At 56.0% G+C, this 26,836-nt stretch carries 24 protein-coding genes and 1 pseudogene; 18 read left to right on the top strand and 7 right to left on the bottom strand.

Annotation, left to right across the window (positions count from 1 at the left end):
- Positions 1-10 precede the first annotated feature (10 nt).
- On the top strand, positions 11-805 hold the full coding sequence (locus tag K7H21_RS16900) for a metal-dependent hydrolase (protein WP_004131411.1): 795 nt from the start codon (positions 11-13) through the stop codon (positions 803-805).
- Between the two features lie 297 nt (positions 806-1,102).
- The gene (gene ptsG / locus K7H21_RS16895) at positions 1,103-2,536 is read left to right on the top strand and encodes a PTS glucose transporter subunit IIBC (protein WP_004131412.1); all 1,434 of its coding nucleotides are present in this window, start codon (positions 1,103-1,105) and stop codon (positions 2,534-2,536) included.
- A 102-nt stretch (positions 2,537-2,638) separates the two neighbouring features.
- Here the strand turns inward: ptsG and fhuE are convergent, their stop codons facing one another.
- Complete coding sequence (gene fhuE / locus K7H21_RS16890) at positions 2,639-4,822, bottom strand: ferric-rhodotorulic acid/ferric-coprogen receptor FhuE (RefSeq protein ID WP_432649042.1); 2,184 nt, start codon at positions 4,820-4,822, stop codon at positions 2,639-2,641.
- Between the two features lie 353 nt (positions 4,823-5,175).
- Here fhuE and hinT point away from each other — a divergent pair, with 353 nt between their 5' ends.
- From hinT to K7H21_RS16850, 8 genes are all read left to right on the top strand, one after another.
- Entirely contained in the window at positions 5,176-5,532 is a 357-nt protein-coding gene (gene hinT, locus K7H21_RS16885) for a purine nucleoside phosphoramidase (protein ID WP_004131415.1), read from the top strand.
- A gap of 5 nt (positions 5,533-5,537) precedes the next feature.
- Positions 5,538-5,912 (top strand): YcfL family putative periplasmic lipoprotein, encoded by a 375-nt coding sequence (locus K7H21_RS16880; protein ID WP_004131416.1) that lies wholly within the window; start codon positions 5,538-5,540, stop codon positions 5,910-5,912.
- A gap of 12 nt (positions 5,913-5,924) precedes the next feature.
- Positions 5,925-6,560 (top strand): penicillin-binding protein activator LpoB, encoded by a 636-nt coding sequence (gene lpoB / locus K7H21_RS16875; protein WP_004131417.1) that lies wholly within the window; start codon positions 5,925-5,927, stop codon positions 6,558-6,560.
- Complete coding sequence (gene thiK / locus K7H21_RS16870; RefSeq protein ID WP_223035238.1) at positions 6,541-7,359, top strand: thiamine kinase; 819 nt, start codon at positions 6,541-6,543, stop codon at positions 7,357-7,359. The genes lpoB and thiK overlap by 20 nt, the downstream gene beginning before the upstream one ends.
- 31 nt (positions 7,360-7,390) lie before the next feature.
- Entirely contained in the window at positions 7,391-8,401 is a 1,011-nt protein-coding gene (gene nagZ, locus K7H21_RS16865; RefSeq protein ID WP_170100739.1) for a beta-N-acetylhexosaminidase, read from the top strand.
- Between the two features lie 36 nt (positions 8,402-8,437).
- Positions 8,438-8,980 carry an alpha/beta hydrolase YcfP gene (gene ycfP, locus K7H21_RS16860; protein WP_049112608.1) on the top strand — a complete coding sequence of 181 codons (543 nt, stop codon included), beginning with the start codon at positions 8,438-8,440 and terminating at the stop codon, positions 8,978-8,980.
- Between the two features lie 233 nt (positions 8,981-9,213).
- Positions 9,214-10,518, top strand: a complete 1,305-nt coding sequence (locus K7H21_RS16855; RefSeq protein WP_004131421.1) for an NAD(P)/FAD-dependent oxidoreductase — start codon at positions 9,214-9,216, stop codon at positions 10,516-10,518.
- A gap of 225 nt (positions 10,519-10,743) precedes the next feature.
- Positions 10,744-11,283 carry a glycine zipper 2TM domain-containing protein gene (locus K7H21_RS16850; RefSeq protein ID WP_004131424.1) on the top strand — a complete coding sequence of 180 codons (540 nt, stop codon included), beginning with the start codon at positions 10,744-10,746 and terminating at the stop codon, positions 11,281-11,283.
- A gap of 56 nt (positions 11,284-11,339) precedes the next feature.
- Here the strand turns inward: K7H21_RS16850 and K7H21_RS16845 are convergent, their stop codons facing one another.
- Positions 11,340-13,517: a TonB-dependent siderophore receptor gene (locus tag K7H21_RS16845; protein ID WP_004131425.1), complete on the bottom strand. Its 2,178-nt coding sequence runs from the start codon at positions 13,515-13,517 to the stop codon at positions 11,340-11,342.
- Between the two features lie 353 nt (positions 13,518-13,870).
- Positions 13,871-14,506: a TetR/AcrR family transcriptional regulator gene (locus K7H21_RS16840; RefSeq protein ID WP_004131426.1), complete on the bottom strand. Its 636-nt coding sequence runs from the start codon at positions 14,504-14,506 to the stop codon at positions 13,871-13,873.
- 249 nt (positions 14,507-14,755) lie between these two features.
- On the opposite strand from K7H21_RS16840, the gene bhsA reads away from it, so the two are divergent.
- Positions 14,756-15,013, top strand: a complete 258-nt coding sequence (gene bhsA / locus K7H21_RS16835; protein ID WP_004131427.1) for a multiple stress resistance protein BhsA — start codon at positions 14,756-14,758, stop codon at positions 15,011-15,013.
- A gap of 220 nt (positions 15,014-15,233) precedes the next feature.
- Here the strand turns inward: bhsA and ldtC are convergent, their stop codons facing one another.
- Positions 15,234-16,193 (bottom strand): L,D-transpeptidase LdtC, encoded by a 960-nt coding sequence (ldtC, locus tag K7H21_RS16830; RefSeq protein WP_004131428.1) that lies wholly within the window; start codon positions 16,191-16,193, stop codon positions 15,234-15,236.
- Between the two features lie 167 nt (positions 16,194-16,360).
- Complete coding sequence (gene mfd / locus K7H21_RS16825; protein WP_032742307.1) at positions 16,361-19,807, bottom strand: transcription-repair coupling factor; 3,447 nt, start codon at positions 19,805-19,807, stop codon at positions 16,361-16,363.
- Positions 19,808-19,846: 39 nt separating this feature from the next.
- Between mfd and K7H21_RS29045 the strand changes: the two are divergent.
- The 7 genes and pseudogenes from K7H21_RS29045 to K7H21_RS16795 form a co-directional block, all read left to right on the top strand.
- Positions 19,847-19,912: pseudogene (locus K7H21_RS29045) on the top strand (hypothetical protein); the annotation flags it as partial.
- A 200-nt stretch (positions 19,913-20,112) separates the two neighbouring features.
- Positions 20,113-21,312 (top strand): lipoprotein-releasing ABC transporter permease subunit LolC, encoded by a 1,200-nt coding sequence (gene lolC, locus K7H21_RS16820; RefSeq protein ID WP_223035237.1) that lies wholly within the window; start codon positions 20,113-20,115, stop codon positions 21,310-21,312.
- The gene (gene lolD / locus K7H21_RS16815; protein ID WP_004131431.1) at positions 21,305-22,006 is read left to right on the top strand and encodes a lipoprotein-releasing ABC transporter ATP-binding protein LolD; all 702 of its coding nucleotides are present in this window, start codon (positions 21,305-21,307) and stop codon (positions 22,004-22,006) included. The genes lolC and lolD overlap by 8 nt, the downstream gene beginning before the upstream one ends.
- Positions 22,006-23,250 carry a lipoprotein-releasing ABC transporter permease subunit LolE gene (gene lolE / locus K7H21_RS16810; protein WP_004131432.1) on the top strand — a complete coding sequence of 415 codons (1,245 nt, stop codon included), beginning with the start codon at positions 22,006-22,008 and terminating at the stop codon, positions 23,248-23,250. Before lolD ends, lolE begins: the two co-directional genes overlap by 1 nt.
- 48 nt (positions 23,251-23,298) lie before the next feature.
- On the top strand, positions 23,299-24,210 hold the full coding sequence (gene nagK, locus K7H21_RS16805; protein WP_004131434.1) for an N-acetylglucosamine kinase: 912 nt from the start codon (positions 23,299-23,301) through the stop codon (positions 24,208-24,210).
- A gap of 14 nt (positions 24,211-24,224) precedes the next feature.
- On the top strand, positions 24,225-25,055 hold the full coding sequence (cobB, locus tag K7H21_RS16800; protein ID WP_004131435.1) for a Sir2 family NAD+-dependent deacetylase: 831 nt from the start codon (positions 24,225-24,227) through the stop codon (positions 25,053-25,055).
- A gap of 43 nt (positions 25,056-25,098) precedes the next feature.
- A complete protein-coding gene (locus K7H21_RS16795) occupies positions 25,099-25,416 on the top strand; it encodes a hypothetical protein (RefSeq protein ID WP_195321832.1) in 318 nt (105 codons plus the stop codon).
- A 68-nt stretch (positions 25,417-25,484) separates the two neighbouring features.
- Here K7H21_RS16795 and K7H21_RS16790 read toward each other — a convergent pair whose 3' ends face one another.
- The gene (locus K7H21_RS16790) at positions 25,485-26,258 is read right to left on the bottom strand and encodes a TPM domain-containing protein (protein ID WP_142481071.1); all 774 of its coding nucleotides are present in this window, start codon (positions 26,256-26,258) and stop codon (positions 25,485-25,487) included.
- The gene (locus K7H21_RS16785; protein WP_049112933.1) at positions 26,255-26,713 is read right to left on the bottom strand and encodes a DUF3592 domain-containing protein; all 459 of its coding nucleotides are present in this window, start codon (positions 26,711-26,713) and stop codon (positions 26,255-26,257) included. Before K7H21_RS16785 ends, K7H21_RS16790 begins: the two co-directional genes overlap by 4 nt.
- Positions 26,714-26,836 lie beyond the last annotated feature (123 nt).

Genomic DNA, 26,836 nt, shown 5'->3' with positions numbered 1-26,836 from the left:
GAGAGACATCATGTTTTTAGTCGACTCCCATTGCCATCTCGATGGCCTGGATTATCAAGCGCTGCATAAAGATGTGGACGATGTGCTGGCAAAGGCCGCCGCGCGCGATGTGAAATTTTGCCTGGCGGTTGCCACGACGCTGCCGGGATACCGCGGTATGCGCGAACTGGTAGGCCAGCGTCACGACGTCGTTTTCTCCTGCGGCGTGCATCCGTTAAACCAGGATGAAGAGTATGACGTTGAAGAGCTGCGCAAACTCGCCGCAGAGGACGGCGTGGTCGCGATGGGCGAAACCGGGCTCGATTATTTCTACACGCCGGAAACGAAAGCCCGTCAGCAGGCGTCTTTTCGCGATCATATCCGTATAGGCCGGGAGCTGAATAAGCCGGTTATCGTTCACACCCGCGATGCCCGCGCCGATACGCTGGAAATTTTACGCGAAGAAAAAGTGACGGATTGCGGTGGCGTACTACACTGTTTCACTGAGGATAGGGAGACCGCGGGTAAGCTTTTGGATATGGGGTTCTATATCTCGTTTTCCGGCATTGTGACATTCCGTAATGCGGAGCAGCTTCGCGATGCTGCGCGCTATGTCCCTCTCGATCGCCTGCTGGTGGAGACCGATTCACCGTATCTGGCGCCGGTACCGCATCGCGGTAAAGAGAACCAGCCGGCCCTGGTCAGGGACGTCGCCGAGTATATGGCGGTGCTTAAGGGCGTGTCGCTAGAGCAGCTGGCGCAACAGACCACTGAAAATTTCGCTACGCTTTTTCATATCGACCCCTCCCGGCTGCAACCTCTCTGATATTGCTTATTATTTTAAGGCTCGTAATTAATAGCCAAAGCGAGTAAAGTTCACCGCCACAAATGGGGCGGTGAAGGTTTTTTGGCAACATTCAGACACGATTTATGTAAACCAATGTAAGTTTTTAATGGATGTCTGATTGAAACGTGATAGCCGTCAAACAATCATCCCGGTAATTATTTTACTCTGTGTAATAAATAAAGGGCGCTTAGATGTCCTGTCCACGGCGCGGTTCTCCCCCCGGGCCAATGCGTGAAAACGTAAAAAAGCACCAAATACTCAGGAGCACTCTCAATTATGTTTAAGAATGCATTTGCTAACCTGCAGAAGGTCGGTAAATCGCTGATGCTGCCGGTATCCGTACTGCCTATCGCAGGTATCCTGCTGGGCGTCGGTTCCGCAAACTTCAGCTGGCTGCCAGCCGTAGTTTCCCACGTCATGGCGGAAGCGGGCGGTTCGGTCTTCGCTAACATGCCGCTGATCTTTGCTATCGGTGTCGCACTTGGCTTCACTAACAACGACGGCGTATCCGCTCTGGCATCGGTCGTCGCTTACGGCATCATGGTGAAAACCATGTCCGTGGTTGCACCTCTGGTCCTGCATTTACCTGCTGAAGAGATTGCGGCTAAACACCTGGCGGATACTGGCGTACTCGGCGGTATTATCTCCGGTGCCATCGCAGCGTACATGTTCAACCGCTTCTACCGCATCAAATTGCCTGAGTATCTGGGCTTCTTTGCGGGCAAGCGTTTTGTGCCAATTATCTCCGGTCTGGCAGCGATCTTCACTGGTGTGATCCTGTCCTTTATCTGGCCGCCGATCGGTACCGCAATCCAGACTTTCTCCCAGTGGGCTGCTTACCAGAACCCGGTTGTGGCGTTCGGTATCTACGGCTTCATTGAACGCTGCCTGGTGCCGTTTGGTCTGCACCACATCTGGAACGTTCCTTTCCAGATGCAGATTGGTGAATACACCAACGCAGCCGGTCAGGTCTTCCACGGCGATATTCCGCGCTACATGGCAGGTGACCCGACCGCGGGCAAACTGTCCGGCGGCTTCCTGTTCAAAATGTACGGTCTGCCGGCCGCTGCTATCGCTATCTGGCACTCTGCTAAACCAGAAAACCGCGCAAAAGTGGGCGGTATCATGATCTCCGCAGCGCTGACCTCGTTCCTGACCGGTATCACCGAGCCGATCGAGTTCTCCTTTATGTTCGTTGCGCCGATCCTGTACGTTATCCATGCGATTCTGGCAGGCTTGGCCTTCCCGATCTGTATCCTGCTGGGTATGCGTGACGGTACTTCGTTCTCTCATGGTCTGATCGACTTCATCGTACTGTCCGGCAACAGCAGCAAACTGTGGCTGTTCCCGATAGTCGGCATCTGCTATGCGATCGTTTACTACGTGGTGTTCCGCGTGCTGATCAAAGCGCTGGATCTGAAAACCCCGGGTCGTGAAGATGCAACCGAAGACAGCAAAGCTGGCGCCACCAGCGAAATGGCTCCGGCACTGATTGCCGCTTTCGGCGGTAAAGAGAACATTACTAACCTTGACGCATGTATCACCCGTCTGCGCGTGAGCGTAGCGGATGTGGCGAAAGTTGATCAGGCTGGCCTGAAAAAACTGGGTGCCGCAGGCGTGGTTGTTGCAGGTTCAGGCGTTCAGGCTATTTTCGGTACCAAATCCGATAACCTGAAAACTGAAATGGATGAATACATCCGCAGCAACTAAGTTGTGATTAGGGGAGACTAAGGCAGCCAACTGGCTGCCTTTTTTAATGGGCAGCCGGCACAAAAAAGGGAACCCGGCGGCTCCCGTGACGCTGACTGCTTATCAGAATTGATAGCTGGCCGTTATGCTGAAGTTGCGTGGTTCACCGTAGACGATTGAACCATCTATATTGGTGTCGTAGGTTTTGTCTAACAGGTTGTTGACGTTCCCCTGCACAGCAAAGTTTTTAGTGACCTGATAACGCGTGAACACATCCACCAGCGCGTAGCTGCCCTGTTCCGCACGGAATGTCCCGTACGGCGTAGCGGTATCTTTATATACCCGGTTCTGCCAGTTTACGCCGCCGCCGATGATCAGCTCAGGCATTACCGGCAGACGGTAGCGGGTAAACAGCTTGACGCTGGTACGCGGTAGGTTAGGGTTCACCGCATTGCCTTCATTGTCTTCAGCGACAAAACGCGTCGCCCCGAAGGTCATCTGCCAGTTATCGGTGAGCGCGCCGTTGATTTCAAACTCTACCCCTTTGCTCACGGTACCATCGACGGTTTTATAGGCGGCTTCGCCGTTGCTGCCCGGGATTTGCCCGCCGGTCGCCTGGCCAAGATTATCCTGCTCAATGCGGAAGAGGGCGAGAGTGGTCGTTAAACGGCTGTCCATCCAGTCGGACTTCAGGCCCACTTCATAGTTGTTTCCGGTAATTGGGGTCAGGTATTTACCCGAACTGTCGCGCTTGTTCTGCGGCTGGAACACGGAGGTATAACTGGTGTAGGCCGACCAGTTGTCGTTGATGTCATAAACCAGCCCGGCGTAGGGCGTGGTATGGTTTTTCTCCATGTTGTAAGTCAACGTCGCGATACTCCAGTTGTTATAGCGGATGCCAACGATGAGATGCAGCGGGTCAAGCAGGGAAAAACGCGTCGCGGCATATACCGATTTCATTCTCGTGGTATCGTCCTGCGCCAGGCTCTGCGGGTCCCAGTTGGTCTCCGGGAAATTACTGCTATTAAAGTTATTGAAGCTGCCAATCTCATCGGGGAACACGTTGGCCCAGGCGCTGAAATAGCGGTTATTTTGCTTGCTGTAGCTGGCGCCGACCATCAGGTTGTGCTGGCGACCAAACAGGTCGTAGCCGCCGTCGGCGTACAGGTCAACGGCGTCGACCTTACGCTTGCCGCTGTTCCAGCCGGTACCGCCGACGTAATCATAGCCCGGACCGTAGCTGCTATAAGGGCCCACCAGCATTCCGGTCGCTTTATTGACGTACGCGTCCACGTACATCATTTTGCTATCGAATTTGACCTCGGAATGGGTGGCATTCATCGTCGCCTGCCAGGTCTCGGCAAAGCGCTGTTTCAGCGTGATGAAGACTTTGTTGATCTCTTTATCGTTATAGGCCCAATCCGGGGCGGTACTGCGGGCGCGGTCATAGCGGTTGTTGCTGCCATCGGTATTCCAGCGCGGCAGGCCGCCCCATGTCGGGCTATTCACGTCGATACGCTGATACTCGTAGCCAGCGGATAAAGTGGTCGATGTACCGAGATCGGCATCAATAATGCCGGAGAAGAACGTTTTTTCGCTGTTGTAGCGATCCAGCCATGAGTCATTGTTTTGATAACCCGCGATAATGCGCGCCCTTACGCTGCCATCGTCCATTAGCGGGCTCTGCATATCAGCAACGTAGCGCTGCTTATTCCAACTGCCGTACTCCGCCGTGACCTCTCCCTTGAACTCCCGGCTGGTCGCGTGCTTGCGGATCATATTGATCGACGCGGCAGGATTGCCGGTGCCGGTCAGCAGGCCGTTAGCGCCGCGCACGACCTCAACCCGTTCGAAGAGAGCCATATCGGAAAGCGCGTCGCCCAGATTCCAGCGGGATTCAAACCAGGTTGGAATGCCATCGACCATATAGTTGTCTATCTCAAAACCGCGGGAGTAGTAGCTGGTGCGGTCGGAATCCGCCTGGCTGCCGCTGATCCCCAGGGTATGTTCCATCACATCGCCCAGGGTTTGTAGCTGTTGATCCCGCATCCGCTGCCCGGTGATGATGCTGACCGACTGCGGAATATCGCGCTGGGTCATCTCCATTTTGGTCCCGGCTGAGGTAGTTCTGACGCTGTAGTCCTGTTCTTGTGTATCCGAGGCGCTATCTGAGGAACCTTCTACAATGATAGTGTCTTCGGAGGCGCCGGCTGCCTGGCTAAGGTTTGGAAACAGCGCCAGCGTTATGCCCACAGCAAGCAGGGACGGCGCGGTTCGCCTATCCCGGGGATTGGTGGAGAGAGACATCATAAGCCCTTGATCATGTGATAGTCGTTATTCGCTGCGGCGCTATGGCCACGGTCGATTGTCAATGCACTGTTTGCGTTATGAATGCAAATGAGAAATATACGCATTAATATTTAATGTGTAAACAAGGGTAAAAATAGCGGTCCGCAGGCTGCTTTCGCGGGTGCTGCACCGCATGCCGCTGAGAAACGCTTAATCCATCAGCAGCTAAGCGCTTTGTCGCGCAAGAAAAAACGCATTCAGGTTGAAAGAGGGGGAGTAACTCGCTCATACTCTTAGGGGAATCCTGTGCATCCGCGTTTACCTGCAGAGGCAGGCCAGAGCACGGTATAAAAATTATTAAGGAATCAGTCATGGCAGAAGAAACGATTTTCAGCAAAATCATTCGCCGGGAGATCCCGTCGGATGTGGTATATCAGGATGAGCTGGTTACCGCTTTTCGCGACATCTCTCCGCAGGCACCAACCCATATCCTAATCGTTCCCAATATCCTGATTCCCACCGTCAACGATGTGACCACAGAGCACGAGCTTGCCCTGGGACGTATGATGACCGTTGCGGCGAAAATCGCCCGCGACGAGGGGCTTGCCGACGATGGCTATCGCCTGATCGTCAACTGCAATCGCCACGGGGGCCAGGAGGTGTACCATATCCATATGCACCTGCTGGGCGGCCGTCCATTAGGCCCGATGCTGGCTCATAAAGGTTAACATCCATGCGCGCAGCCCATTTCGGCGCACTTCTGGCCGTGACGTTACTGGCCGGGTGCGGTTCGCATCCGGAAATTCCGGTCAGCGATCGGCAAAGTCTGGTGATGGAATCAAACGTACTGGCAGCGGGAATTAGCGCTGAAGTACCGACGGTGACCGCATCCGAGATTCAGGCGACGGCGACCACAAGATTATTCAATGAACGCCAGGTGCCGGTGACCGTGCATTATCGCTTTTTCTGGTATGACGCCAGGGGGCTGGAAATGCATCCGCTGGATCCGGCGCGCAGTATAACGGTTCCGGCACACTCTTCCGTCACGCTGTATGGCAGCGCCAATATTCTGGGGGCGCACAAAGCCCGACTTTATCTTTATCTGTAAGAGGTAATCGTAATGATTAAATTATGTCGCTATGCATTAGTTACCGCACTGGCGATATTCCTTGCCGGATGTGTGGGGCAACGTCAGGAACCCGCTCCCGTTGAGGAAGCGCAGCCGAAGCCGCAGCAGCCAGTTCAGCCGCAGCCGACTGTGCCGACTATTCCCGCGATCCCTACGCAGCCGGGGCCGATTGAACACGGCGAGCAGCCAGCCCAGCCAGCGCCGCGCGTACGTCACTTTGACTGGAGTTCCGCGGTGCAGCCGATGATCGGGCAGATGCTGCAGGCCAGCGGCGTGAATGCGGGGAGCATTTTGCTGGTCGACAGCGTCAATAACCGTACCAACGGCACCCTGAATGCCGGTGAGGCCACCACGGCGCTGCGCAACGCGCTGGAAGGCAATGGGAAATTCACCCTTGTCTCGCAGCAGCAGCTGGGCGTAGCCAAACAGCAGCTTGGCCTGTCGCCGCAGGATAGCCTAGGCAGCCGCAGCAAAGCGATGGGCATTGCGCGTACCGTTGGCGCACAGTACGTGCTCTATTCCAACGCGACCGGTAACGTCAATTCCCCTGAGCTGAAAATGCAGCTAATGCTGGTACAGACCGGCGAAATTATCTGGTCAGGTAAAGGTGCTGTTCAGCAACAATAAGCTCACGCGCGACGAAGTGCTGTCGCGCTTTTTCCCGCGCTATACGCCTGCCGCCGCGCAGACCCAAAACGGGCTGAGCGGCAGCAGCTGCATTCTCAGCGATGGTCGGCAAAAGCGGGTGCTGCGCCAGCCGCACGATCCGCGTGCGCCGGCCAGCGACTTTCGCCGTCAATATCACGTCCTGTCACGCCTTCCCGATTCGTTAGCGCCTGCGCCGGTCTTTTATTCTCCCGCCTGGATGGTGGTGGAATATTGCTCAGGCGACGTGGTTAACGCATTACCGGAGTGTCCGGCGCTCGCAGGGTTACTGTATCATCTGCACCGGCAGCCGTGCTTTGGCTGGCGTATCGCGCTGCGGCCGCTGCTTGAGTTGTACTGGCAACAGTGCAGCCCCGCGCGGCGTACGCCGAGTTGGCTGCGCTGGCATAAACGCCTGCTGCGCCGCGGCGAGCCTCAGCCGCTGCGCCTCGCCCCGTTACATATGGATGTCCATGCGGGCAACATCGTTCACGGCGAGTCGGGACTGCGGCTGATTGACTGGGAGTATGCGGGCGATGGCGATATCGCGCTGGAGCTGGCGGCAGTGTGGATCGATCCCGTCGCGCAACGTCGGCTAGCTGCAGAATACGCGAGACTGGCGAGCATTGATGAGCATCAGCTCTGGCGGCAAATTCAGCGCTGGCGTCCGTGGGTGCAGCTACTGATGGCGGGCTGGTACGAGCGGCGTTGGCAGCAAACCGGCGACCGGCAGTTTATTGCGCTGGCGGATGAGGTATGGCGCCAGTTAGACAAAAAGTAAAAGGATAAGAGAGGTGGGTGTGGGTCCGGTAATGTTGGATGTCGAAGGTTTTGAACTGGATGCGGAAGAGCGTGAGATTCTGGCGCATCCTTTGGTTGGCGGGCTGATACTGTTTACCCGCAACTATCACGATCCCGCGCAGCTGCGCGAGTTGGTTCGCCAGATCCGCGAGGCTTCGCGCAACCATCTGGTGGTGGCGGTAGACCAGGAAGGCGGGCGCGTGCAGCGTTTTCGTGAAGGCTTTACCCGTCTTCCCGCAGCGCAGTCCTTCGCCGCGCTGCTCGGCATGGAGGAGGGCGGTAAGCTAGCCGCAGAGGCCGGCTGGCTGATGGCCAGCGAAATGATCGCCATGGATATTGATATCAGCTTTGCGCCGGTGCTGGACGTTGGGCATATCAGCGCCGCTATTGGCGAGCGTTCTTATCACGACGATCCTGACAAAGCCCTGGCGATAGCTCGTCATTTTATTGACGGCATGCACGCCGCGGGTATGAAAACTACCGGTAAGCACTTTCCGGGACACGGGGCGGTGACGGCCGATTCCCATAAAGAGACGCCGCGCGATCCGCGCGCGCAAGCGGAAATCCGCGCCAGAGATATGTCTATTTTCCGTACGCTGATCGGCGAGCAGCGGCTGGATGCCATCATGCCCGCCCACGTCATCTACAGCGACGTTGACCCGCGTCCGGCCAGCGGCTCCGCGCATTGGCTAAAAACGGTCCTGCGCGGCGAGCTGGGCTTCGATGGGGTCATCTTCTCTGACGATCTCTCAATGGAAGGGGCGGCGATTATGGGCAGCTATGCCGAGCGCGGCCAGGCATCGCTGGATGCGGGTTGCGATATGATCCTTGTCTGCAATAATCGTAAGGGTGCGGTCAGCGTGCTGGATAACCTGTCGCCGATCAAAGCAGAGCGTGTTACGAAATTGTATCATAAAGGTTCCTTTAGCCGTCAGGCGTTAAGGGATTCCGCCCGCTGGAAGACGATCAGCGCGCAGCTTGAGCAGCTTCACGCGCGCTGGCAAGAGGCGAAATCCGCGTAATAAACCTGAAAGGCGTTGTTGTCTGGTGAGGATGCGATGATTATCTATTTACATGGTTTTGACTCAAACAGCCCCGGTAACCATGAGAAGGTGCTTCAGCTTCAGTTTATTGACCCCGATGTTCGGTTGATTAGCTACAGCACGCGGCATCCCAAACATGATATGCAGCATTTATTAAAAGAGGTCGATAAGATGCTGCAGCTGAGTGCCGACGATCGGCCGCTGATTTGCGGCGTGGGTCTTGGCGGCTTCTGGGCGGAGCGAATTGGCTTTCTTTGCGATATCCGTCAGGCCATTTTCAACCCGAATCTGTTTCCCAATGAAAACATGGAAGGGAAGATTGATCGGCCGGAAGAGTATGCGGATATCGCTACCAAGTGCGTTAACAATTTCCGCGAAAAAAACCGCGACCGTTGCCTGGTGATGCTGTCGCGCCAGGACGAAGCGCTGAATAGCCAGCGTTCGGCGGACCTGCTGCACCAATACTATGAGATAATCTGGGATGAAGAGCAGACCCACAAATTTAAAAATATCTCCCCGCATCTGCAGCGAATAAAGGCCTTTAAAACCCTCGGCTGATCTCCTCCCGGCCCGCGATGTGCCAACATCGCGGGCTTTTTTTATCCATTTTGCGATTTGACGCTCAAAAAATATGCAGTAAAACTTGACGCATATCAATTTTGGTATGACCAATGCACCGTTCATGTTATTCTCGATCCCGCTGAATGGTTTCACTGCCGTAACCTGTTGTTAATTAAAGGTTATATGTATAACTTTTAATTAACAATTGGTTAATAATTTTAGGGGGTCGCGTGACTACACCATTGAAAAAAATAGTGATTGTGGGTGGTGGTGCCGGTGGGCTGGAGCTGGCTACCCAGTTAGGGAAAAAGCTGGGCCGTAATAAAAAGGCCAAAATTACGCTGGTTGATCGTAATCACAGCCACCTGTGGAAACCGCTGCTGCATGAAGTGGCGACCGGTTCACTTGATGAAGGTGTAGACGCGTTAAGCTATCTTGCTCACGCCCGTAACCACGACTTCCAGTTCCAGCTGGGGTCGGTGGTGGATATTAACCGCGAAACCAAAACTATCACTCTCGCCGAGCTGCATAACGAGAAGGGCGAGCTGCTGGTGCCCGAGCGTAAGCTACCTTACGACACGCTGGTGATGGCGTTGGGAAGTACCTCGAACGACTTCAACACGCCAGGCGTGAAAGAGAACTGTATCTTCCTCGATAATCCGCATCAGGCGCGTCGTTTCCATCAGGAAATGCTGGATCTGTTCCTCAAGTATTCGGCGAATCTCGGGGCGAACGGCAAGGTGAATATCGCCATCGTCGGCGGCGGCGCGACCGGCGTCGAGCTGTCGGCCGAGCTGCATAACGCGGTGAAGCAGCTGCACAGCTACGGCTATAAAGGACTGACCAATGAAGCCCTGAACGTCACGCTGGTTGAAGCCGGCGAGCGCATTCTGCCCGCGCTGCCGCCGCGCATTTCCGGCGCCGCGCACAGCGAGCTGACCAAGCTTGGCGTTCGCGTACTGACCAAAACCATGGTCACCAGCGCTGATGCTAACGGCCTGCATACGAAGGAAGGCGAATTTATCCACGCTGACCTGATGGTGTGGGCGGCGGGGATTAAAGCGCCGGACTTTATGAAAGAGATCGGCGGTCTGGAAACCAACCGTATTAACCAGCTGGTGGTTGAGCCGACCCTGCAAACGACTCGCGACGCGGATATCTACGCTATCGGCGACTGCGCCTCCTGCGCCCGTCCGGAAGGCGGTTTTGTCCCGCCGCGCGCTCAGGCTGCGCACCAGATGGCGACCTGCGCTCTGCACAATATTCTGGCGCAGATGAAAGGTAAGCCGCTGAAAGCTTATACCTATAAAGATCACGGCTCGCTGGTGTCGCTCTCTAACTACTCCACCGTTGGCAGCCTGATGGGCAATCTGATGCGTGGTTCAATGATGATCGAAGGGCGTATTGCGCGTTTCGTCTATATCTCTCTGTATCGCATGCACCAGATTGCGCTGCACGGTTACTTTAAAACCGGCCTGATGATGCTGGTAGGACGTATCAACCGCATTATTCGTCCGCGTCTGAAGCTGCATTAATGTCTATGGGCGGCAAAGCCGGAAGGTTTTGACCGCCCGTTTTCCTGACGAATGATGAGATCAATCGGCAGAATATCCTCCTGTCCTTCCCGGAAAACCCTCTCGGATTCCTCCGAATCCCATTGATTTGCCGTACGTTCACGCACTTTTCATCCGCTTTCTTATTTGCAAGCCTGATGGCTGGGTTGCAAAATTAAAGGCAATAGCAACGAAGGAGGAAGTCCCGTGAATAAATCAATGTTGGCGGGTATAGGAATTGGCGTGGCTGCCGCGCTGGGCGTCGCAGCTGTTGCTGGTCTTAACGTGTTAGACCGCGGCCCGCAGTATGCACAGGTAGTGTCCAGTACGCCGATAAAAGAGAGCGTCAAAACCCCGCGTCAGGAGTGCCGTAACGTTACCGTGACCCATCGTCGACCGGTGCAGGATGAAAACCGCATCGCCGGTTCCGTCTTAGGCGCGGTGGCCGGTGGGGTTATTGGTCATCAGTTCGGCGGTGGGCGCGGCCGTGACGTTGCCACCGTAGTGGGCGCGCTGGGCGGCGGCTATGCCGGTAACCAAATTCAGGGCTCAATGCAGGAAGGGGACACCTACACCACCACGCAGCAGCGCTGCAAAACGGTGTATGACAAATCGGAAAAAATGCTCGGTTATGACGTCACTTACAAAATCGGCGACCAGCAGGGCAAAATCCGGATGGATCGCGATCCAGGCACGCAAATCCCGCTGGACAGCAATGGTCAACTGATTCTGACTAACAAAGCGTAAAAAAGATGTTTATCTTTATTAGCCCCTCAGGCACTCAGGCCGAGGGGCTTTTTTTATCAGAAGCTCAGCGCGTAGTTCAGACCGAAGGTACGGCCGCGCCCTTTATACTCGTATAAAGAACTGCTGCCGTAGGTCGGGCTGTAGAGCAGCGGCGCGCGCTGGCCCCAGACGGTGACATAATCTTCATTAAGCAGGTTCTCGATGCTGAAGGTCAGCTTGCCGACAGGGAGCGCGTAGCTACCGATAAAGTCCACGGTATTGTAACCATCGAGCTTATTGCCGCTGGCATCGCTTATATCAAACACCTGCTGGCTCTGTACCCGCAGCGACCACGGCTCCGGCGCCCAGCCAACCCAGGCGGTGGCTTTTGACGGCGAGGCGAGAGTGACGTCCCACTTCTGCCAGCTACCGTCACTCTTCACTTGGGATTTCAGCACGTTAAAGTTAGCCCCTGCGCTCCAGTCGCTGTTCGGGAAGTAGTAATCCACCGCGCCCTCTACGCCATAAATACGGCGCTTATCGGACTGCACATCGATGGTCATATCGGTACGGTTAACGACAATCGTCTTATCGGAGGTCGAATAGTAAGCCGCCAGCTGGGTGCGCAAATTATCGCCGGTGTAGCGCCAGCCCAGTTCGTAGGAGTTAACTTTAATCCCCTGCAGCGGCGAATCGCCTACGTTCACGCTTGAGAGCAGCGGAAGATGGCCGTTGACCGCCGCGCCGTATTTACCGATGCCGTAGTATTTGCCCGGATCCGGCAGCTCAACGCCCTGGGAGAAGTTAAACCAGGTCTGCTGACGGTCGGTGAGATGCGCCACAATCCCGGCGTTAAAGAGGAAGTTATCGTAATCGGTTTTTCCGCCCGGAATGGCATCCGCCGAGCTAACCTTGCCGCTGGCGACATCCTGCTGCTGGGCATAGCCGACAAAATCATCGACCCGGTTTTCTGTCCACTGATAACGCACGCCGCCGCTGATAGTGAAGATATCGTTCAGGTCATAGCTGGACTGCAGGAACGGCGCCAGGTTGGTGATGCTGTAGCCCGGGTAACGGCCAGTGGTGAAGATGGCCTGATTGTTCAGGCCGCCGGAAGACATCGACTGGCCCAAATCGAAGAACATCTGATTGGCGTTGAAGGTTTCATGGTCGGCGTCGACTCCCCAGGTCAGGTCCCAGCCGTCCAGCGGTTGGCTATTCAGGGTGATCTTCGCGCCATACTGATCGGTATCCTGCTTTGAAGACGAGAAGCTGCTGACCTGGCCTTTGCTAAGCGTTGGGAAAGGATAAAAGGTCAGGGATTCATCGCGATAATAGACCTGACTGACCAGGTTCTGACCGAGGAAATCGGCATCGGAGTACTGCAGGCTAATCAGGTGGCGTTCGGTGCCGGGGACGCGGTCGGAATTCAGACCGTCGGTGGTAAAAGCTTTGCCATCGCCGGTCACCGCCGACATATTTTTCCCCAGGTACAGGCCGTAATCGTCGCCCTGGCTTTTATAGTACTGCGTAACCAGCTGCAGCTGGCGGTTCTCGTCAATCTCAATGGTTCCCGTTCCCATCACATCCAGACGATCGGAATGCTGAAGCCCGGTCTGGGTATTATCAAGGAGCAGCGCATCGTGGTTACCGTCATACCAGCCGCCAAAACGCTGATAAGCGACCGATAAACGACCTGATGCGTGGTCAGTGCCGCCGCTTACCGCGGCAGCCACGCGTTCATCATGGTCGTTGCTGTTGGCAAAACCGGATTTACCCCCCAGCTCCAGATCGACCTGGCGCTCCTGTTGGCCCTTTTTGGTGACGATATTAATCAGGCCGCCGGTACTGCCGCCGCCGTACAGGGATGTTGCGCCGGAAATCACCTCGATGTGTTCAATGTTAAACGGATCGATAGAGTCTAGCTGGCGGCTGTCGGTACGGGAGGAGTTAAGGCGAACGCCGTCAATCAGGACGACGATCGCACGGCCGCGCATATTCATGCCGTAGTTGGTACGTCCCTGGCTGCTGACGTCGATGCCCGGGATCAGCTGTGCCAGCACGTCTTTGAATTCTTTACCGCCCTGAACCTGCTGTTCAATTTCCTGGCCTTCGATAACCCAGGTGGTCTGGGCCATTTCAGCGACGGTACGGTGCGTTCGGTTAGCGCTGACGATCATGCTGTCATCAGCGGCCCAGGCGGGCAGGGCGGTTGCCAGCAGCAGTGGGTTAAGCACCCAGAGACGCTTGTTCATGCTCATTCCTTTTATGAGTTTATACCCGTCATTCTTCAAGCTGCAGGCGCGTTACTCGGCCTGCGGCCTCGCCCCTATGGGGCCAGCGCTAGCGCAGTTCAAGGCACAAGTTCCTTGTTCTGCCACTCGAATTATTAAGGGCTTACGATATCGTTGTTTTCGTTATTCGGTACGGGCGTACCGGTTGTTACACGGTGAAATATACAGAAACGTTTAAGACCGAATTTTGCCCGTATTGATTATTGTTATCAATATCATTCTCGCGAAATGAACAAAATAAATGACTGAAAACATTGCTTTATGTAGGGATTAAGGGGGAGGGAACCGGTGGGAGCCCACCGGTAAGCGAGGTCTTAGCGCTGAAGAACCCGGGGCCACAGACGCAGCGTGGTCTCGGCGATTTGCATGATTTTAGTGAAGTCAGCGCCTTCACGGGCGCTTATAGACATGCCTTGTAATATGCAGTTGAGGAACTGGGCCAACTGACGCACGTCGCCGTCTGCCGGGAGTTCGCCGCGCAGCTGTCGCTGCTGCAGAAATTGCGTAAGGGTCTGTTCCTGCATCGCGTGCCGCGACTTAACGGTATTGGCGATGTCGGTTGACGCCGCCGCCAGCGCCGCGGAGGTATTGATCATAAAACAGCCTGCCGGCGTCTCTTTACTGGTGAAGCAGGTCGCGACGGCGGTGAAGTAATCGCGTAACGCCGTGTCGACGCTTTTCTCTTCGTCAAAAAGAAGCGCTTCGTGTTTGGCGGCAAAGCGGGAGATGTAGCGATCCAGCACCGCGCGAAACAACCCCTCTTTATTCACAAATTCCGCGTAGAGCGTAGGAGCTTTGGCGCCCGTCGCTTCCACTAAATCGGCGAGAGAGGTGGCTTCATAGCCGTGCTGCCAGAAGAGTGTCATGGCCTTATCCAGCGCCGCTTCCCTGTCGAACACTTTAGGTCGGCCACGGCTTTTTTTCGTGCAACTTTGAACGTCAGTTGTCATGGTGCCGCTGTACCTGTGTTGGTTTGTTGAAAGGCCATTATAAAAATAAACCTTACGTGCTGCCAGCGATGTCGGTCTAAAAATAAATAATTCATATATGTATGAATTTAATGCTGTTTATAAATAGTTAAACGGTCGTTATAAAAATCGTTTGACGTGTGATATGGATCACACTATCATTTACCTATCGATCGTTAATTAAATTCGTTCGCCCCTACAATAACATTCATCTGCATAGGTATAACAATCATGAAAAACGTTAAAACGCTTGCTATCGCCGCGGTACTTAGCTCACTCTCATTCGCCAGCTTTGCCGCTGTCGAAGTCCAGTCAACACCGGCGGGTCAGCATAAAATCGGTACCGTTTCCGCCTCAGCCGGGACCAACCTCGGTTCGCTGGAAGATCAGCTGGCGCAAAAGGCGGAAGAGATGGGCGCAACCTCTTACCGTATTACGTCCGTAACCGGACCTAACACCCTTCACGGGACTGCGGTTATCTACAAATAATTGTCGCGCCACCCCAGTTATGCCACTGACCACGCGCGGATCTGACCCCCTTCAGCAGTCCGCGTGAAGTAAGAAAGCGTTGTCTCTGACGCGAAGCGGAGCCCACCCCTTATATGGCGCCGCAACCCGCAGAAAAGCAGTACTCTGTTTGATTATTGCCATAAAAAAACCGCCTCAGTGTGAACTGAAGGCGGTTTTTTTTCGTCAACGATTCAGGAAACTATAGTGACTGCTCCGTGACGCGATGGTGGCGGGTGACGTCAATCGGCATGCCCGAACGCAGCGTCATCGCGCGTTCCATAACCTCGGTATCGGTCAGCTGCGCCTGCTTGAACGTCTGCATGCTGTCATTAAGGACGATCGGTAGCGTCTGCGGATCGTCATCGATATGCTTCGACAGCGGCTGATGCACCTCCACAAGGCGAGTGCCGTTCGGCTCAACGGAAACCTTGATTGGCGTATTAATAATCGTCACCTTGGTTCCCGGCGTTATTTCGTTGTACAACGCTTTGATGTCGTCATCACGCAGGCGAATACAGCCGGAGCTGACGCGCATGCCAATGCCGAAATCGGCATTGGTACCGTGCAGCAGATACACGCCGCCGTATGCCGCCAGGCGAATGGCGTGGTGCCCCATCGGGTTATCCGGGCCGGCGGGCATCACGGCGGGTAAATCGATGCCCATGGCTTTATAGCGGGCGCGAATATTGGCCGTTGGCGTCCAGGTCGGGTTGGCGCGTTTGTCGGAGACGGTGGTGACCATTGTCGGCGTGATGGTATCACCACCGAGTTGACCGATGCCGATAGGGTACACGGTCACTTCGTTTTTGCCGGGCGGATAGTAATAGAGGCGAAGTTCGGCGAGGTTAAGGACTAACCCTTCGCGCGGCGCGTCAGGCAGCAGAGTTTGCAGTGGAATCGTCAGCACGCTACCGGCTCGCGGAACATAAGGGTCCACGCCAGGGTTCGCCTGGAGCAGGGCCAGAAAACCGACGTTATATTTTTTAGCGATCGCTTCGAGCGAGCCGCCGTTATTCTCGACCACGTGGAACTGGTTTTGCCCGACCAGACGGCTGCCCGGCGGCGGCAGGGGCCAGGTATTGGCGCGAACGGGCAGCGCCAGCGCGGCGGCGATAGCTATCATCCCCAGCCAGAGAGAAATTCGCGAAAAGCTTTTCATCACCCTAATTTCCATAATAAGTAAGTGGTTATTTTTATACGAAAAGTCCCTGAGATTATGGCTAAGCGAGTGTCTGGAAGTTCAGAGGGATTGCAAAATGTTTGTAAATTTTGCCGCACAGGCAGGGAGGGGCGGGATACGGCGCACGGACCGTATCCCGAATGCTATCAGGCGGTGGCGTTCTCTTCCAGCAGGCGCATAAACTGGCGTACCCACTCCATCCGCGTTTTACGCTCGGCGAGATCCTGCATAAACTTCAGACGCGTCGGGCCGTCCAGGCGATAGTGCTGGGGCTGCTTCTGCAACAGGCCAATCAGCCACACCGGGTTAACGTTATTCTTCTCGTTAAACTCAATGGTGCCGCCTTTTTCGTTGCTCTCCAGCTTACGGATCCCCAGCTTCTGCGCCTGCTGGCGCAGTCGGGCGATGTCGAGCAGGTTTCTTGCCGGATCCGGCAGCAGACCAAAGCGATCGATAAGCTCGACTTTGATCTCCTCCAGCTCATTCTCGTTCTTCGCGCTGGCAACGCGTTTGTAGAACGACAGGCGCGTATTGACGTCGGGGATGAAGTCGTCCGGCAGCAGCGACGGCATCCGTAGCTCAACTTCGGTCTGCTGGCTGGTGAGATCCTCCAGCGAGGGCTCGCGTCCCGCTTTCAGCGCGTCAACGGCATTTTCCAGCAGCTCCATGTAGAGAGAGAAGCCGATGGTTTCCATTGAGCCGCTCTGATCTTCGCCCAGCAGCTCGCCCGCGCCGCGAATTTCGAGGTCGTGGGTGGCCAGCGCGAATCCGGCGCCGAGATCTTCCAGCGAGGCGATAGCCTCAAGGCGTTTTTGCGCATCGGTGGTCATCGCTTTCGGATGCGGCGTCAGCAGCCAGGCGTAGGCTTGATGGTGTGAACGCCCGACGCGGCCGCGCAGCTGGTGCAGCTGAGCCAGCCCGAAGTGATCGGCGCGCTCGATAATAATGGTGTTCGCCGTCGGAATGTCGATCCCGGTCTCGATAATGGTGGTACATACCAGCACGTTAAAACGCTGGTGGTGGAAATCGTTCATCACCCGTTCTAGCTCGCGTTCGCGCATTTGCCCGTGGCCAATAGCGATACGCGCTTCCGGCACCAGCTCCGAGAGTCTTTCCGCCGCTTTTTGGATATTTTCGACGTCATTATAGAGATAGTAGACCTGGCCGCCGCGCAGCACTTCACGCAGGATCGCCTCGCGTACCACCAGCGCGTCATATTCGCGAACGAAGGTTTTAACCGCCAGACGGCGGGCGGGAGGGGTGGCGATGATCGAGAGGTCGCGCATACCGCTCATCGCCATATTCAGCGTTCGCGGAATCGGCGTTGCGGTCAGGGTCAGGATATCGACATCGGCGCGCATCGCCTTAATGCGCTCTTTGTGGCGTACGCCAAAGCGGTGCTCTTCATCAACAATCAGCAGGCCGAGATCGCGCAGCTTAACGTCCGGCTGTAGCAGCTTATGGGTGCCGATAAGAATATCGATTTTCCCCTCCGCGACCTGCTCAAGGATCTGCGCCTGCTCTTTAGCGCTCCGAAAGCGCGAGAGCATCTCAATGCGCACCGGCCAGTTGGCGAAGCGATCGCGGAAGTTATCGAAGTGCTGCTGGGCGAGGAGGGTGGTAGGCACCAGCACCGCGACCTGTTTATGGTTTTCCACCGCCAGAAACGCGGCGCGCATCGCCACTTCCGTCTTGCCGAAGCCAACGTCGCCGCACACCAGGCGATCCATCGCCAGCGGCTGGCACATATCGCTCAGGACGGCGTTGATGGCCTGCGCCTGATCGGGCGTGGTTTCGAACGGGAAGCCGTCGCAGAACAGCTGATACTGCTCTTTATCATGTTTAAATGCGTAGCCCGCTTTCGCCGCGCGCTGGGCGTAGATATCCAGCAGCTCGGCGGCTACGTCGCGCACCTTCTCGGCGGCTTTTTGCCGCGCTCGCGCCCACGCATCGCCGCCCAGCTTATGCAGCGGCGCATTCTCTTCCGCGCCGCCGGCGTAGCGGCTAATCAGATGCAGCGACGATACCGGCACGTACAGTTTGGCGTCGTTCGCGTAGGTCAGCATCAGGTATTCGCCGTTAATCCCACCCGCCTCAAGCGTTGTCATGCCGGCGTAGCGCCCAACCCCATGCTCAAGATGCACCACTGGCTGGCCGATATGCAGTTCCGCCAGGTTACGGATTAAGGTGTCCGGATTGATGGTGCGGCGTGAATCCTGACGACGGCGGGCGACGCGCTCGCCCAGCAGATCGCTTTCGCAAATCAGCGCCAGGTTGCGCTGGCTATCAATAAAGCCATGCTCGGCGGCGCCGATCATCAGATAGCGGCCGTTACCCGTTGCCTCTTCAAGACGCAAAATATGCTTTGGCGCGATCTTGATGCGGGCCAGCATTTCACCGAGTGCTTCGCGGCGTCCCTCGCTCTCAACCGAGAAAATCACCGGCCCGCTAAAGGATTCGAGGAATCGACGCAGATTATCCAGCGGCGCTTTGTTCTGCGCCTGGATCGCCAGCTCGGGTAGTTTCTGATAGCCGAGGTTGGTATTGGCGGCTTTTTCTGCCAGACGCTCGGTTTTGAGCTGGACGCGCGGCCATTTTTTCAACTCGCTAAACAGTTCATCGCTACGTAGCCACAGCTGCTCCGGTGGCAAAAGCGGGCGCATCGGATCGACGCCGCGGTTTTCAAAGCGGGCGCGCGTTTCATTCTGAAAACGTTCAGCGCTGGCTTCCAGATCGCCGGTATTAACAATCAGCGTTTTCGCCGGGAAATAGCTGAACAGGGGCGGCAGGGGCTCGTTAAAGAACAGCGGCTGCCAGTATTCGATCCCTGCAGGTAGCGTGCCTTTACTGACCTGCTGATAAATATGCTCGGCGTCGCGCTTGACCTCAAAGCGGTCGCGCCATTGGCTGCGGAAAAGCTCGATAGCGGCCTGATCCGTCGGGAATTCGTGCGCCGGAAGCAGGTTAATGCTGGCGACTTCTTCCAGCGTACGCTGGCTGTCGACGTCGAACAGACGCAGGCTGTCTATCTCATCATCAAAAAAATCGAGACGGTAGGGCTGCTCGCTGCCCATGGGGAACAGGTCAAGCAATGCGCCGCGCGTGGCGTACTCGCCGTGCTCCATCACCTGGTCGACGTGACGATAGCCGGCGCTATCCAGTTGGGCGCGCAGCGCATCCCGCGACAGGCGCTGGCCTTTTTTCATCACCAGCGCGTGGCCGTGGAGGAAACTATGCGGACAGACACGCTGCATCAGAGTACTGACCGGGACAATCAGTACGCCGCGTTCCATCGTCGGGAGCTGGTAGAGGGTGGCGAGGCGCGAAGAGATAATGTCCTGGTGCGGGGAGAAGCTATCGTAGGGGAGCGTTTCCCAGTCCGCCAGGCCCGCCACCATGCTATCGGTAAACTGCCTGATTTCATCATTCAGACGCAGGGCGTTTTGCATATCGGGGGCAATCAGTACCACCGGGCCGCCGTGGCGCTCAGCCATCTCCGCCACCAGAGTGGCGCAGGCCGCGCCGGTAAGTTCGCCAAGCTGGCGCTGATCGCCGGCTTTAACCGGCAGAGAGTATCGGTATTGTTCAGGCATAGACGGTATCATGATCTCTTGGGTATTCGCTCTGCCGATATGGAGGGCAACTCGCTGATATTCAATAGTGAGATTATCCGCGATCGACCCGGATTCGCCAACCCGTATCGCAAAGGTCATGTTTTGGCCAGAAATGTAACGAACTCCGATAAGCGTAAAGTTAAATAACGGCTTGCTTATCTATCTTGTTGTTTATATTGAATTTTTGTTATTATTGCCAATAAAATCTACAGGTATCAGTCATTTACGCTGCTCATAATCGCTTATATACTCGGGCATCGGCTATCAGCAATCAGATGGATGACATGTATCAACCTGCCGCACTCTTTATCGGCCTTCGCTATATGCGTGGGCGCGCAGCCGACCGCTTCGGTCGTTTCGTCTCCTGGCTCTCGACCATTGGCATTACGCTTGGCGTCATGGCGCTGGTTACCGTTCTGTCGGTGATGAACGGCTTTGAGCGCGAGCTGCAAAATAACATCCTGGGGCTGATGCCGCAGGCCATTCTTAGCGCCAAACAGGGGTCCATAAACCCGCAACAGCTGCCGGAAAGCGCGGCCAGATTACAGGGCGTTACCCGCGTGGCGCCGCTGACCACCGGCGATGTGGTGCTGCAAAGCGCCCGCAGCGTAGCAGTTGGCGTAATGCTCGGCATCGACCCGGCGCAAAAAGATCCCCTGACGCCCTACCTGGTTAATGTCAAGCAGAGCGATCTGCAAGCCGGAAAGTATAACGTTATCCTGGGCGAGCAGCTGGCAGGGCAGCTGGGCGTTAATCGCGGCGACCAGATCCGCGTGATGGTGCCCTCCGCTAGCCAGTTCACCCCGATGGGGCGGGTTCCCAGCCAGCGGCTGTTTAACGTGATTGGCACCTTTGCCGCCAACAGCGAAGTCGATGGCTATCAGATGTTGACCAACATCGACGACGCTTCGCGCCTGATGCGCTATCCGCAGGGTAATATTACCGGCTGGCGGCTGTGGTTGAATCAGCCTTTACATGTGGATACCCTCAGCCAGCAGACGCTGCCGGAAGGGACCAAATGGCAGGACTGGCGCGAACGTAAAGGCGAGCTGTTCCAGGCCGTGCGGATGGAAAAAAATATGATGGGCCTGCTGTTGAGCCTGATCGTCGCCGTCGCCGCTTTTAACATCATTACCTCGCTGGGCATGATGGTCATGGAAAAGCAGGGCGAAGTGGCGATTCTCCAGACCCTCGGCCTGACGCCGCGGCAGATCATGCTGGTCTTTATGGTCCAGGGCGCGAGCGCCGGGATCGTCGGCGCGCTGCTTGGCGCCGGACTGGGCGCGTTGCTTGCCAGCCAGTTAAATAATTTGATGCCGATTATCGGCGCGTTCCTCGACGGCGCCGCGCTGCCGGTAGCCATCGAGCCGCTACAGGTGATCGTGATTGCCCTTGTAGCAATGGCGCTGGCATTACTCTCTACGTTGTATCCTTCATGGCGCGCTGCCGCCACTCAACCCGCTGAGGCTTTACGTTATGAATAAGATCCTGCTGCAATGCGACAACCTGTGCAAACGCTACCAGGAAGGCAGCGTGCAAACCGACGTGTTGCATAATGTCAGCTTCAGCATTGAAGAGGGCGAGATGATGGCGATTGTCGGCACCTCCGGTTCCGGCAAAAGTACGCTGCTGCATCTGCTTGGCGGGCTGGATACGCCGACCTCCGGCGACGTTATCTTTTCCGGTCAGTCGATGAGCCGACTCTCAGCCGCCGCGCGCGCCGATCTGCGCAACCGCGAGCTGGGCTTTATTTATCAGTTTCACCACCTGCTGCCGGATTTCACCGCGCTGGAAAACGTGGCGATGCCGCTGTTAATCGGTAAACAGAAGGCGGCGGATATTGAGCGTCAGGCAAAAGCGATGCTGCGCGCCGTCGGGCTTGAGCACCGCAGCGACCACCGCCCGTCGGAGCTCTCCGGCGGCGAGCGTCAGCGCGTAGCGATTGCCCGCGCGCTGGTTAATAAACCTCGGCTGGTGCTGGCGGATGAACCTACCGGTAACCTTGATGCCCGCAACGCCGACAGCATTTTTCAGCTGCTTGGCGAACTAAACGTGGCGCAGCGTACCGCCTTCCTGGTGGTGACCCACGACCTGCAGCTGGCAAAACGGATGAGCCGCCAGCTGGAGATGCGCGACGGGCGCCTGACCGCCGAACTCTCCCTGATGGGGGCTGAGTAATGGCTTCTCCGTTATCGTTATTAATTGCCCTGCGCTTTAGCCGCGGACGGCGGCGCGGAGGGATGGTTTCGCTGATTTCAGTTATCTCGACCATCGGCATTGCGCTAGGCGTGGCGGTGCTGATCGTTGGCCTGAGCGCCATGAACGGCTTCGAGCGCGAGCTCAACAACCGCATTCTGGCGGTGGTGCCGCACGGTGAAATTGAGCCGGTGAACCAGCCGTGGAACAACTGGAACGAAGCGCTGGCGAAGGTTGAAAAGGTCAAAGGCATCGTTGCCGCAGCGCCGTACATTAACTTCACCGGACTGGTGGAGAGCGGCAGCAACATGCGCGCCATCCAGGTAAAGGGCGTCGATCCGCAGCAGGAGAGCCGTCTCAGTTCGCTACCCAACTTTGTGCAGAACAACGCGTGGGCGAACTTTAAAGCCGGAGAGCAGCAGGTGATCCTCGGTAAAGGCGTCGCCGATGCGCTGCACGTTAAGCAGGGCGACTGGGTGTCAATTATGATTCCCAACTCGGATGCCGACCACCAGCTGCTGCAGCCAAAGCGCGTCAGGCTCCACGTTACCGGTATTTTGCAGCTCAGCGGCCAGCTCGATCATAGTTTTGCCATGATCCCCATGCAGGATGCGCAGCAGTATCTTGAAATGGGCAGCAGCGTGACCGGTATCGCTATTAAAGTCACCGATGTGTTCCACGCGAACACCCTGGTGCGCGATGCGGGCGAAGTAACCAACAGCTACGTTTATATCAAGAGCTGGATAGGCACTTACGGCTATATGTACCGCGATATTCAGATGATCCGCGCCATTATGTATCTCGCAATGGTGCTGGTGATTGGCGTGGCCTGCTTTAACATCGTCTCGACCCTGGTGATGGCGGTGAAAGATAAAAGCGGCGATATTGCGGTGCTGCGCACGCTTGGCGCTAAAGACGGGCTGATCCGCGCGATTTTCGTATGGTATGGTTTACTTGCCGGTTCGGTAGGGAGCCTGATTGGGGTGGCGATTGGCGTTATCTGTGCCTTCAAGTTGACCGCAATCATTAACGGTATTGAGAACCTGATCGGGCATAAATTCCTCTCCGGCGACATCTATTTTATTGACTTCCTGCCGTCTGAACTGCACTGGCTGGACGTCGTTTACGTGCTGGTGACGGCACTGTTGCTGAGTTTGCTGGCCAGCTGGTATCCCGCCCGCCGCGCCAGCCGCATTGACCCGGCGAGGGTGCTGAGTGGCCAGTAATTTATCGTCATGGTCGGCTTTGCAGACCAGTAAAGAGGAATTGCTGAAATGTACTATGGATTTGACATTGGCGGCAGCAAGATAGCGCTGGGCGTATTTGATAAAGCGCGGCGGCTGCAGTGGGAAAAACGCGTCGCCACGCCGAAAGAGAGCTACGAAGCATTTTTGCAGGCCGTAGAGGAGCTGGTGCACGAAGCCGACCAGCGCTTCGGCTGCCAGGGCTCGGTGGGCATCGGTATTCCGGGAATGCCGGAAACCGAGGACGGCACGCTCTACGCCGCCAACGTGCCCGCCGCCAGCGGCAGGCGCCTGCGGGCCGATCTGAGCGATCGTCTGGCGCGCGACGTGCGCCTTGATAACGACGCCAACTGTTTTGCCCTTTCTGAAGCGTGGGATGACGAATTTACCCACTATCCGCTGGTGATGGGGATGATCCTCGGCACTGGCGTTGGCGGGGGGCTGGTGCTCAATGGAAAATCGATTACCGGGCATCGCTATATTACCGGCGAATTCGGCCATATCCGCTTGCCGGTGGATGCGCTGGAAGTCGTCGGCCGTGATTTTCCGCTTACGCGCTGCGGCTGCGGCCAGCTGGGCTGCATTGAAAACTACCTTTCCGGCCGCGGTTTTGCCTGGCTGTACGAACATTTTTACCAACAATCTTTAACCTCGCCGGAGATCGTCGCGCTCTGGCAGCAGGGCGACGCGAAGGCGCGCGAGCACGTCGAGCGCTATCTCGATCTGCTGGCGGTGTGTCTGGGCAATATTTTAACCATTGTCGATCCGGATCTGCTGGTGCTTGGCGGAGGATTGTCTAACTTTACTGCAATAACCGAAGGGCTGGCGCAGCGCCTGCCGCGACATCTGCTTCCCGTTGCCAGCGTGCCGCGTATTGAGCGCGCGCGTCATGGCGATGCCGGAGGTATGCGCGGTGCGGCCTTCCTTCATCTGACTCAATAACGACAGAGGTAGCTATGCAGTCGCGCCGCTTACATCGATTAAGCCGATTTCGCCGCAACAAGCGCCGGTTACGAGACCGTCTGCGCCAGCGGATTTTCTTCGGCGAAGATAAGGAGACCCCTGAAGCGATGGAAAAACCAAGAGTTGTGGTATTAACCGGCGCGGGCATCTCGGCGGAGTCGGGAATTAAAACCTTCCGCGCCGCTGATGGTCTGTGGGAAGAGCATCGGGTTGAGGATGTGGCGACGCCGGAAGGCTTCGCCCGCGACCCGGCGCTGGTGCAGGCGTTTTATAATGACCGCCGCCGCCAGCTGCAAGGCCCGGATATCGAGCCCAATGCCGCGCATCAGGCGCTGGCGCGGCTGGAAGAGGCGCTGGGCGACCATTTCCTGCTGGTGACCCAGAATATCGATAATCTGCATGAACGTGCGGGCAACCGTCGGGTGATACATATGCACGGCGAATTGCTGAAGGTGCGCTGCTCGTGGAGCGGGCAGGTGCTGGAGTGGACCGGCGATGTAACCGCTGAAGACAAATGCCATTGCTGCCAGTTCCCCGCGCCGCTGCGCCCGCACGTGGTGTGGTTCGGCGAGATGCCGCTGGATATGGATGAGATCTACCTGGCGCTGGCCGAGTGCGATATCTTTGTCGCCATCGGCACTTCCGGGCACGTTTATCCGGCGGCCGGCTTTGTCCACGAAGCGCGGCTGCAGGGCGCCCATACGGTTGAGCTCAACCTCGAGCCAAGCCAGGTGGGCAGTGAATTTGCCGAAAAACACTATGGCCTGGCTAGTGAAGTGGTGCCGCGCTTTGTGGAAAAGCTGCTTAAACAGCTGGCAGGATAAACGCAACCTCATCACTACAACGTTACGGAAAACAGGAGGGGCTATGGATAGCCCATTAGTAATATCAGCCGCGATATTTTTGGCCGCATTGGGGGTTGGCCTTTGGAGTCAGTATTGCCTGCCCCGTCTTTCCGATAATCGAAATATCCTGTTTATTATTTGTTTTTTTCTCGGTCTCGGATCCGCCGCTTCATGTCTGTTTCATCTGCTCTATCTACTGTTGGTCGGCCAGAGCGCACAGGGCGATGTTGCCACGTTCGGTACGCTTATTACGATAGCAGCATTGTGGAAGCCGCTGAACTATGTCACCGGCAAGGTGGATGACGCCGCAAATAAGCGTAAGGGAAAGCGGAAAGAGTAGGACTCTGGCGGGTAGTAAAAAGCCGCCCGCCGCATTTCACTCTCATTCAGAATGGCGAAAAGCTAAATTCAGCGTCGTTTACGCGTCCACAGCCAGGTGGCTACAAACGTACTGAAGCCTATCATTATCGCCCACAGGGGGACGATTTTATACAGGTAAAAGCCGCCGCTGCTGAAGTACAGGCATACCGCCTGATAAAAGAGGTTAGCTACCGTCATTGCCAGCGTGAACTTCAGCGCATAGCGCCAGCGGGTGGTGAAGCGGAAACACCATGTGAAGGCCATAAACGCCAGCACCCAGAAGAGAAAACCGAGCGGATGGCCGGGCAAATCGTCTTTGTAGGGCGCATCCGACGAAGCATACCAGGTGAGCGGTGGAGTGGGCTGCTGTAATAGCGCCGCCTGTAGTACGTCCAGCGCGGTATTGAGCCCCTGGAACCACAGACCATTCTGCCAGTAGGCGAGGGTGTGATTCTCAATGATTAAGGCCGCGTGACTGTCCCGTAGGCGTGACTGTGCTTTCGGGTCGCCAATCAGTTCAATCTGGCGGCTGTCGGTAGTGATAATCAGCAGCAGGAAGCCCTGATTTTCGTCAGCCAGTCGTTTTGCCGATTGCAGTAGTTGTGTTTTTTTCGCCTGCAAAAGGGTTTCTTGCGTGGTTAACAGAATAAACGGCGCGATCCCTGCTTGCTTTTTGAAACGCTCAGCGCGCTGGATAATGTCGCTCTTACTGGAGACCGTATTGGTAGTATCCGTAAAGTATCCTTCGATGTCAGGCGTTGACGCTGCGAAACCAGGATGAAATATCGAAAGACAGAACAATAGGGTAATTAACTTCCTCACTGGACTACCCTCCGTTTCTTTTTAGAGGAAGGGCGAATAAGCTGGCTACCCGCAGTAAAAATGATGCCAATAAGACCTAAAAAACCCCATTTAAAAAAATTCATCCATGGGCTATGGATTCTGGCCTGATGCGGTTGTCCAGGAGGGTAAATAACGTCGACGGTTTCTCCTTCACTGTTTTCATAAAGGGAATTTCCGAACTTTGATTTAAAAATGAGCGTGTAATCCGGCGTCGGGCGGAAGGCGACAACGGGACGCCAGGTGGCTTTGTTGCGTTTTGTCCCTTTGGCGTTGGGGTTACTTCTGCGCAATTCGGTATCAACGATAATACCGGTGGTATGGATAACGTTGCTGGTAGAGCGATATTGATAATAAAAAATAGCGGCGGAGATGAGCATCATCACGATGCCAATGCTGAGGAAGATATAATAAAGGACTTTACCATCTTGTTTCATGTGTACTTATCCTTGTAACACATTAATACCCATCATACTTCAAGCTGCATCTTTGTTGGCTACCTGCACTTACCCCGGTCACGTACTGTTTGTACGCTCCCGGGGATGCGTTTAGTTGCCGCC

It is taken from the genome of Klebsiella sp. CTHL.F3a, assembly GCF_019890895.1.
GTDB classification, from domain to species: domain Bacteria; phylum Pseudomonadota; class Gammaproteobacteria; order Enterobacterales; family Enterobacteriaceae; genus Klebsiella; species Klebsiella grimontii.
The sequence above is the reverse complement of the archived record's forward strand: the minus strand, read 5'-3'. Positions and strand labels throughout refer to the sequence as shown.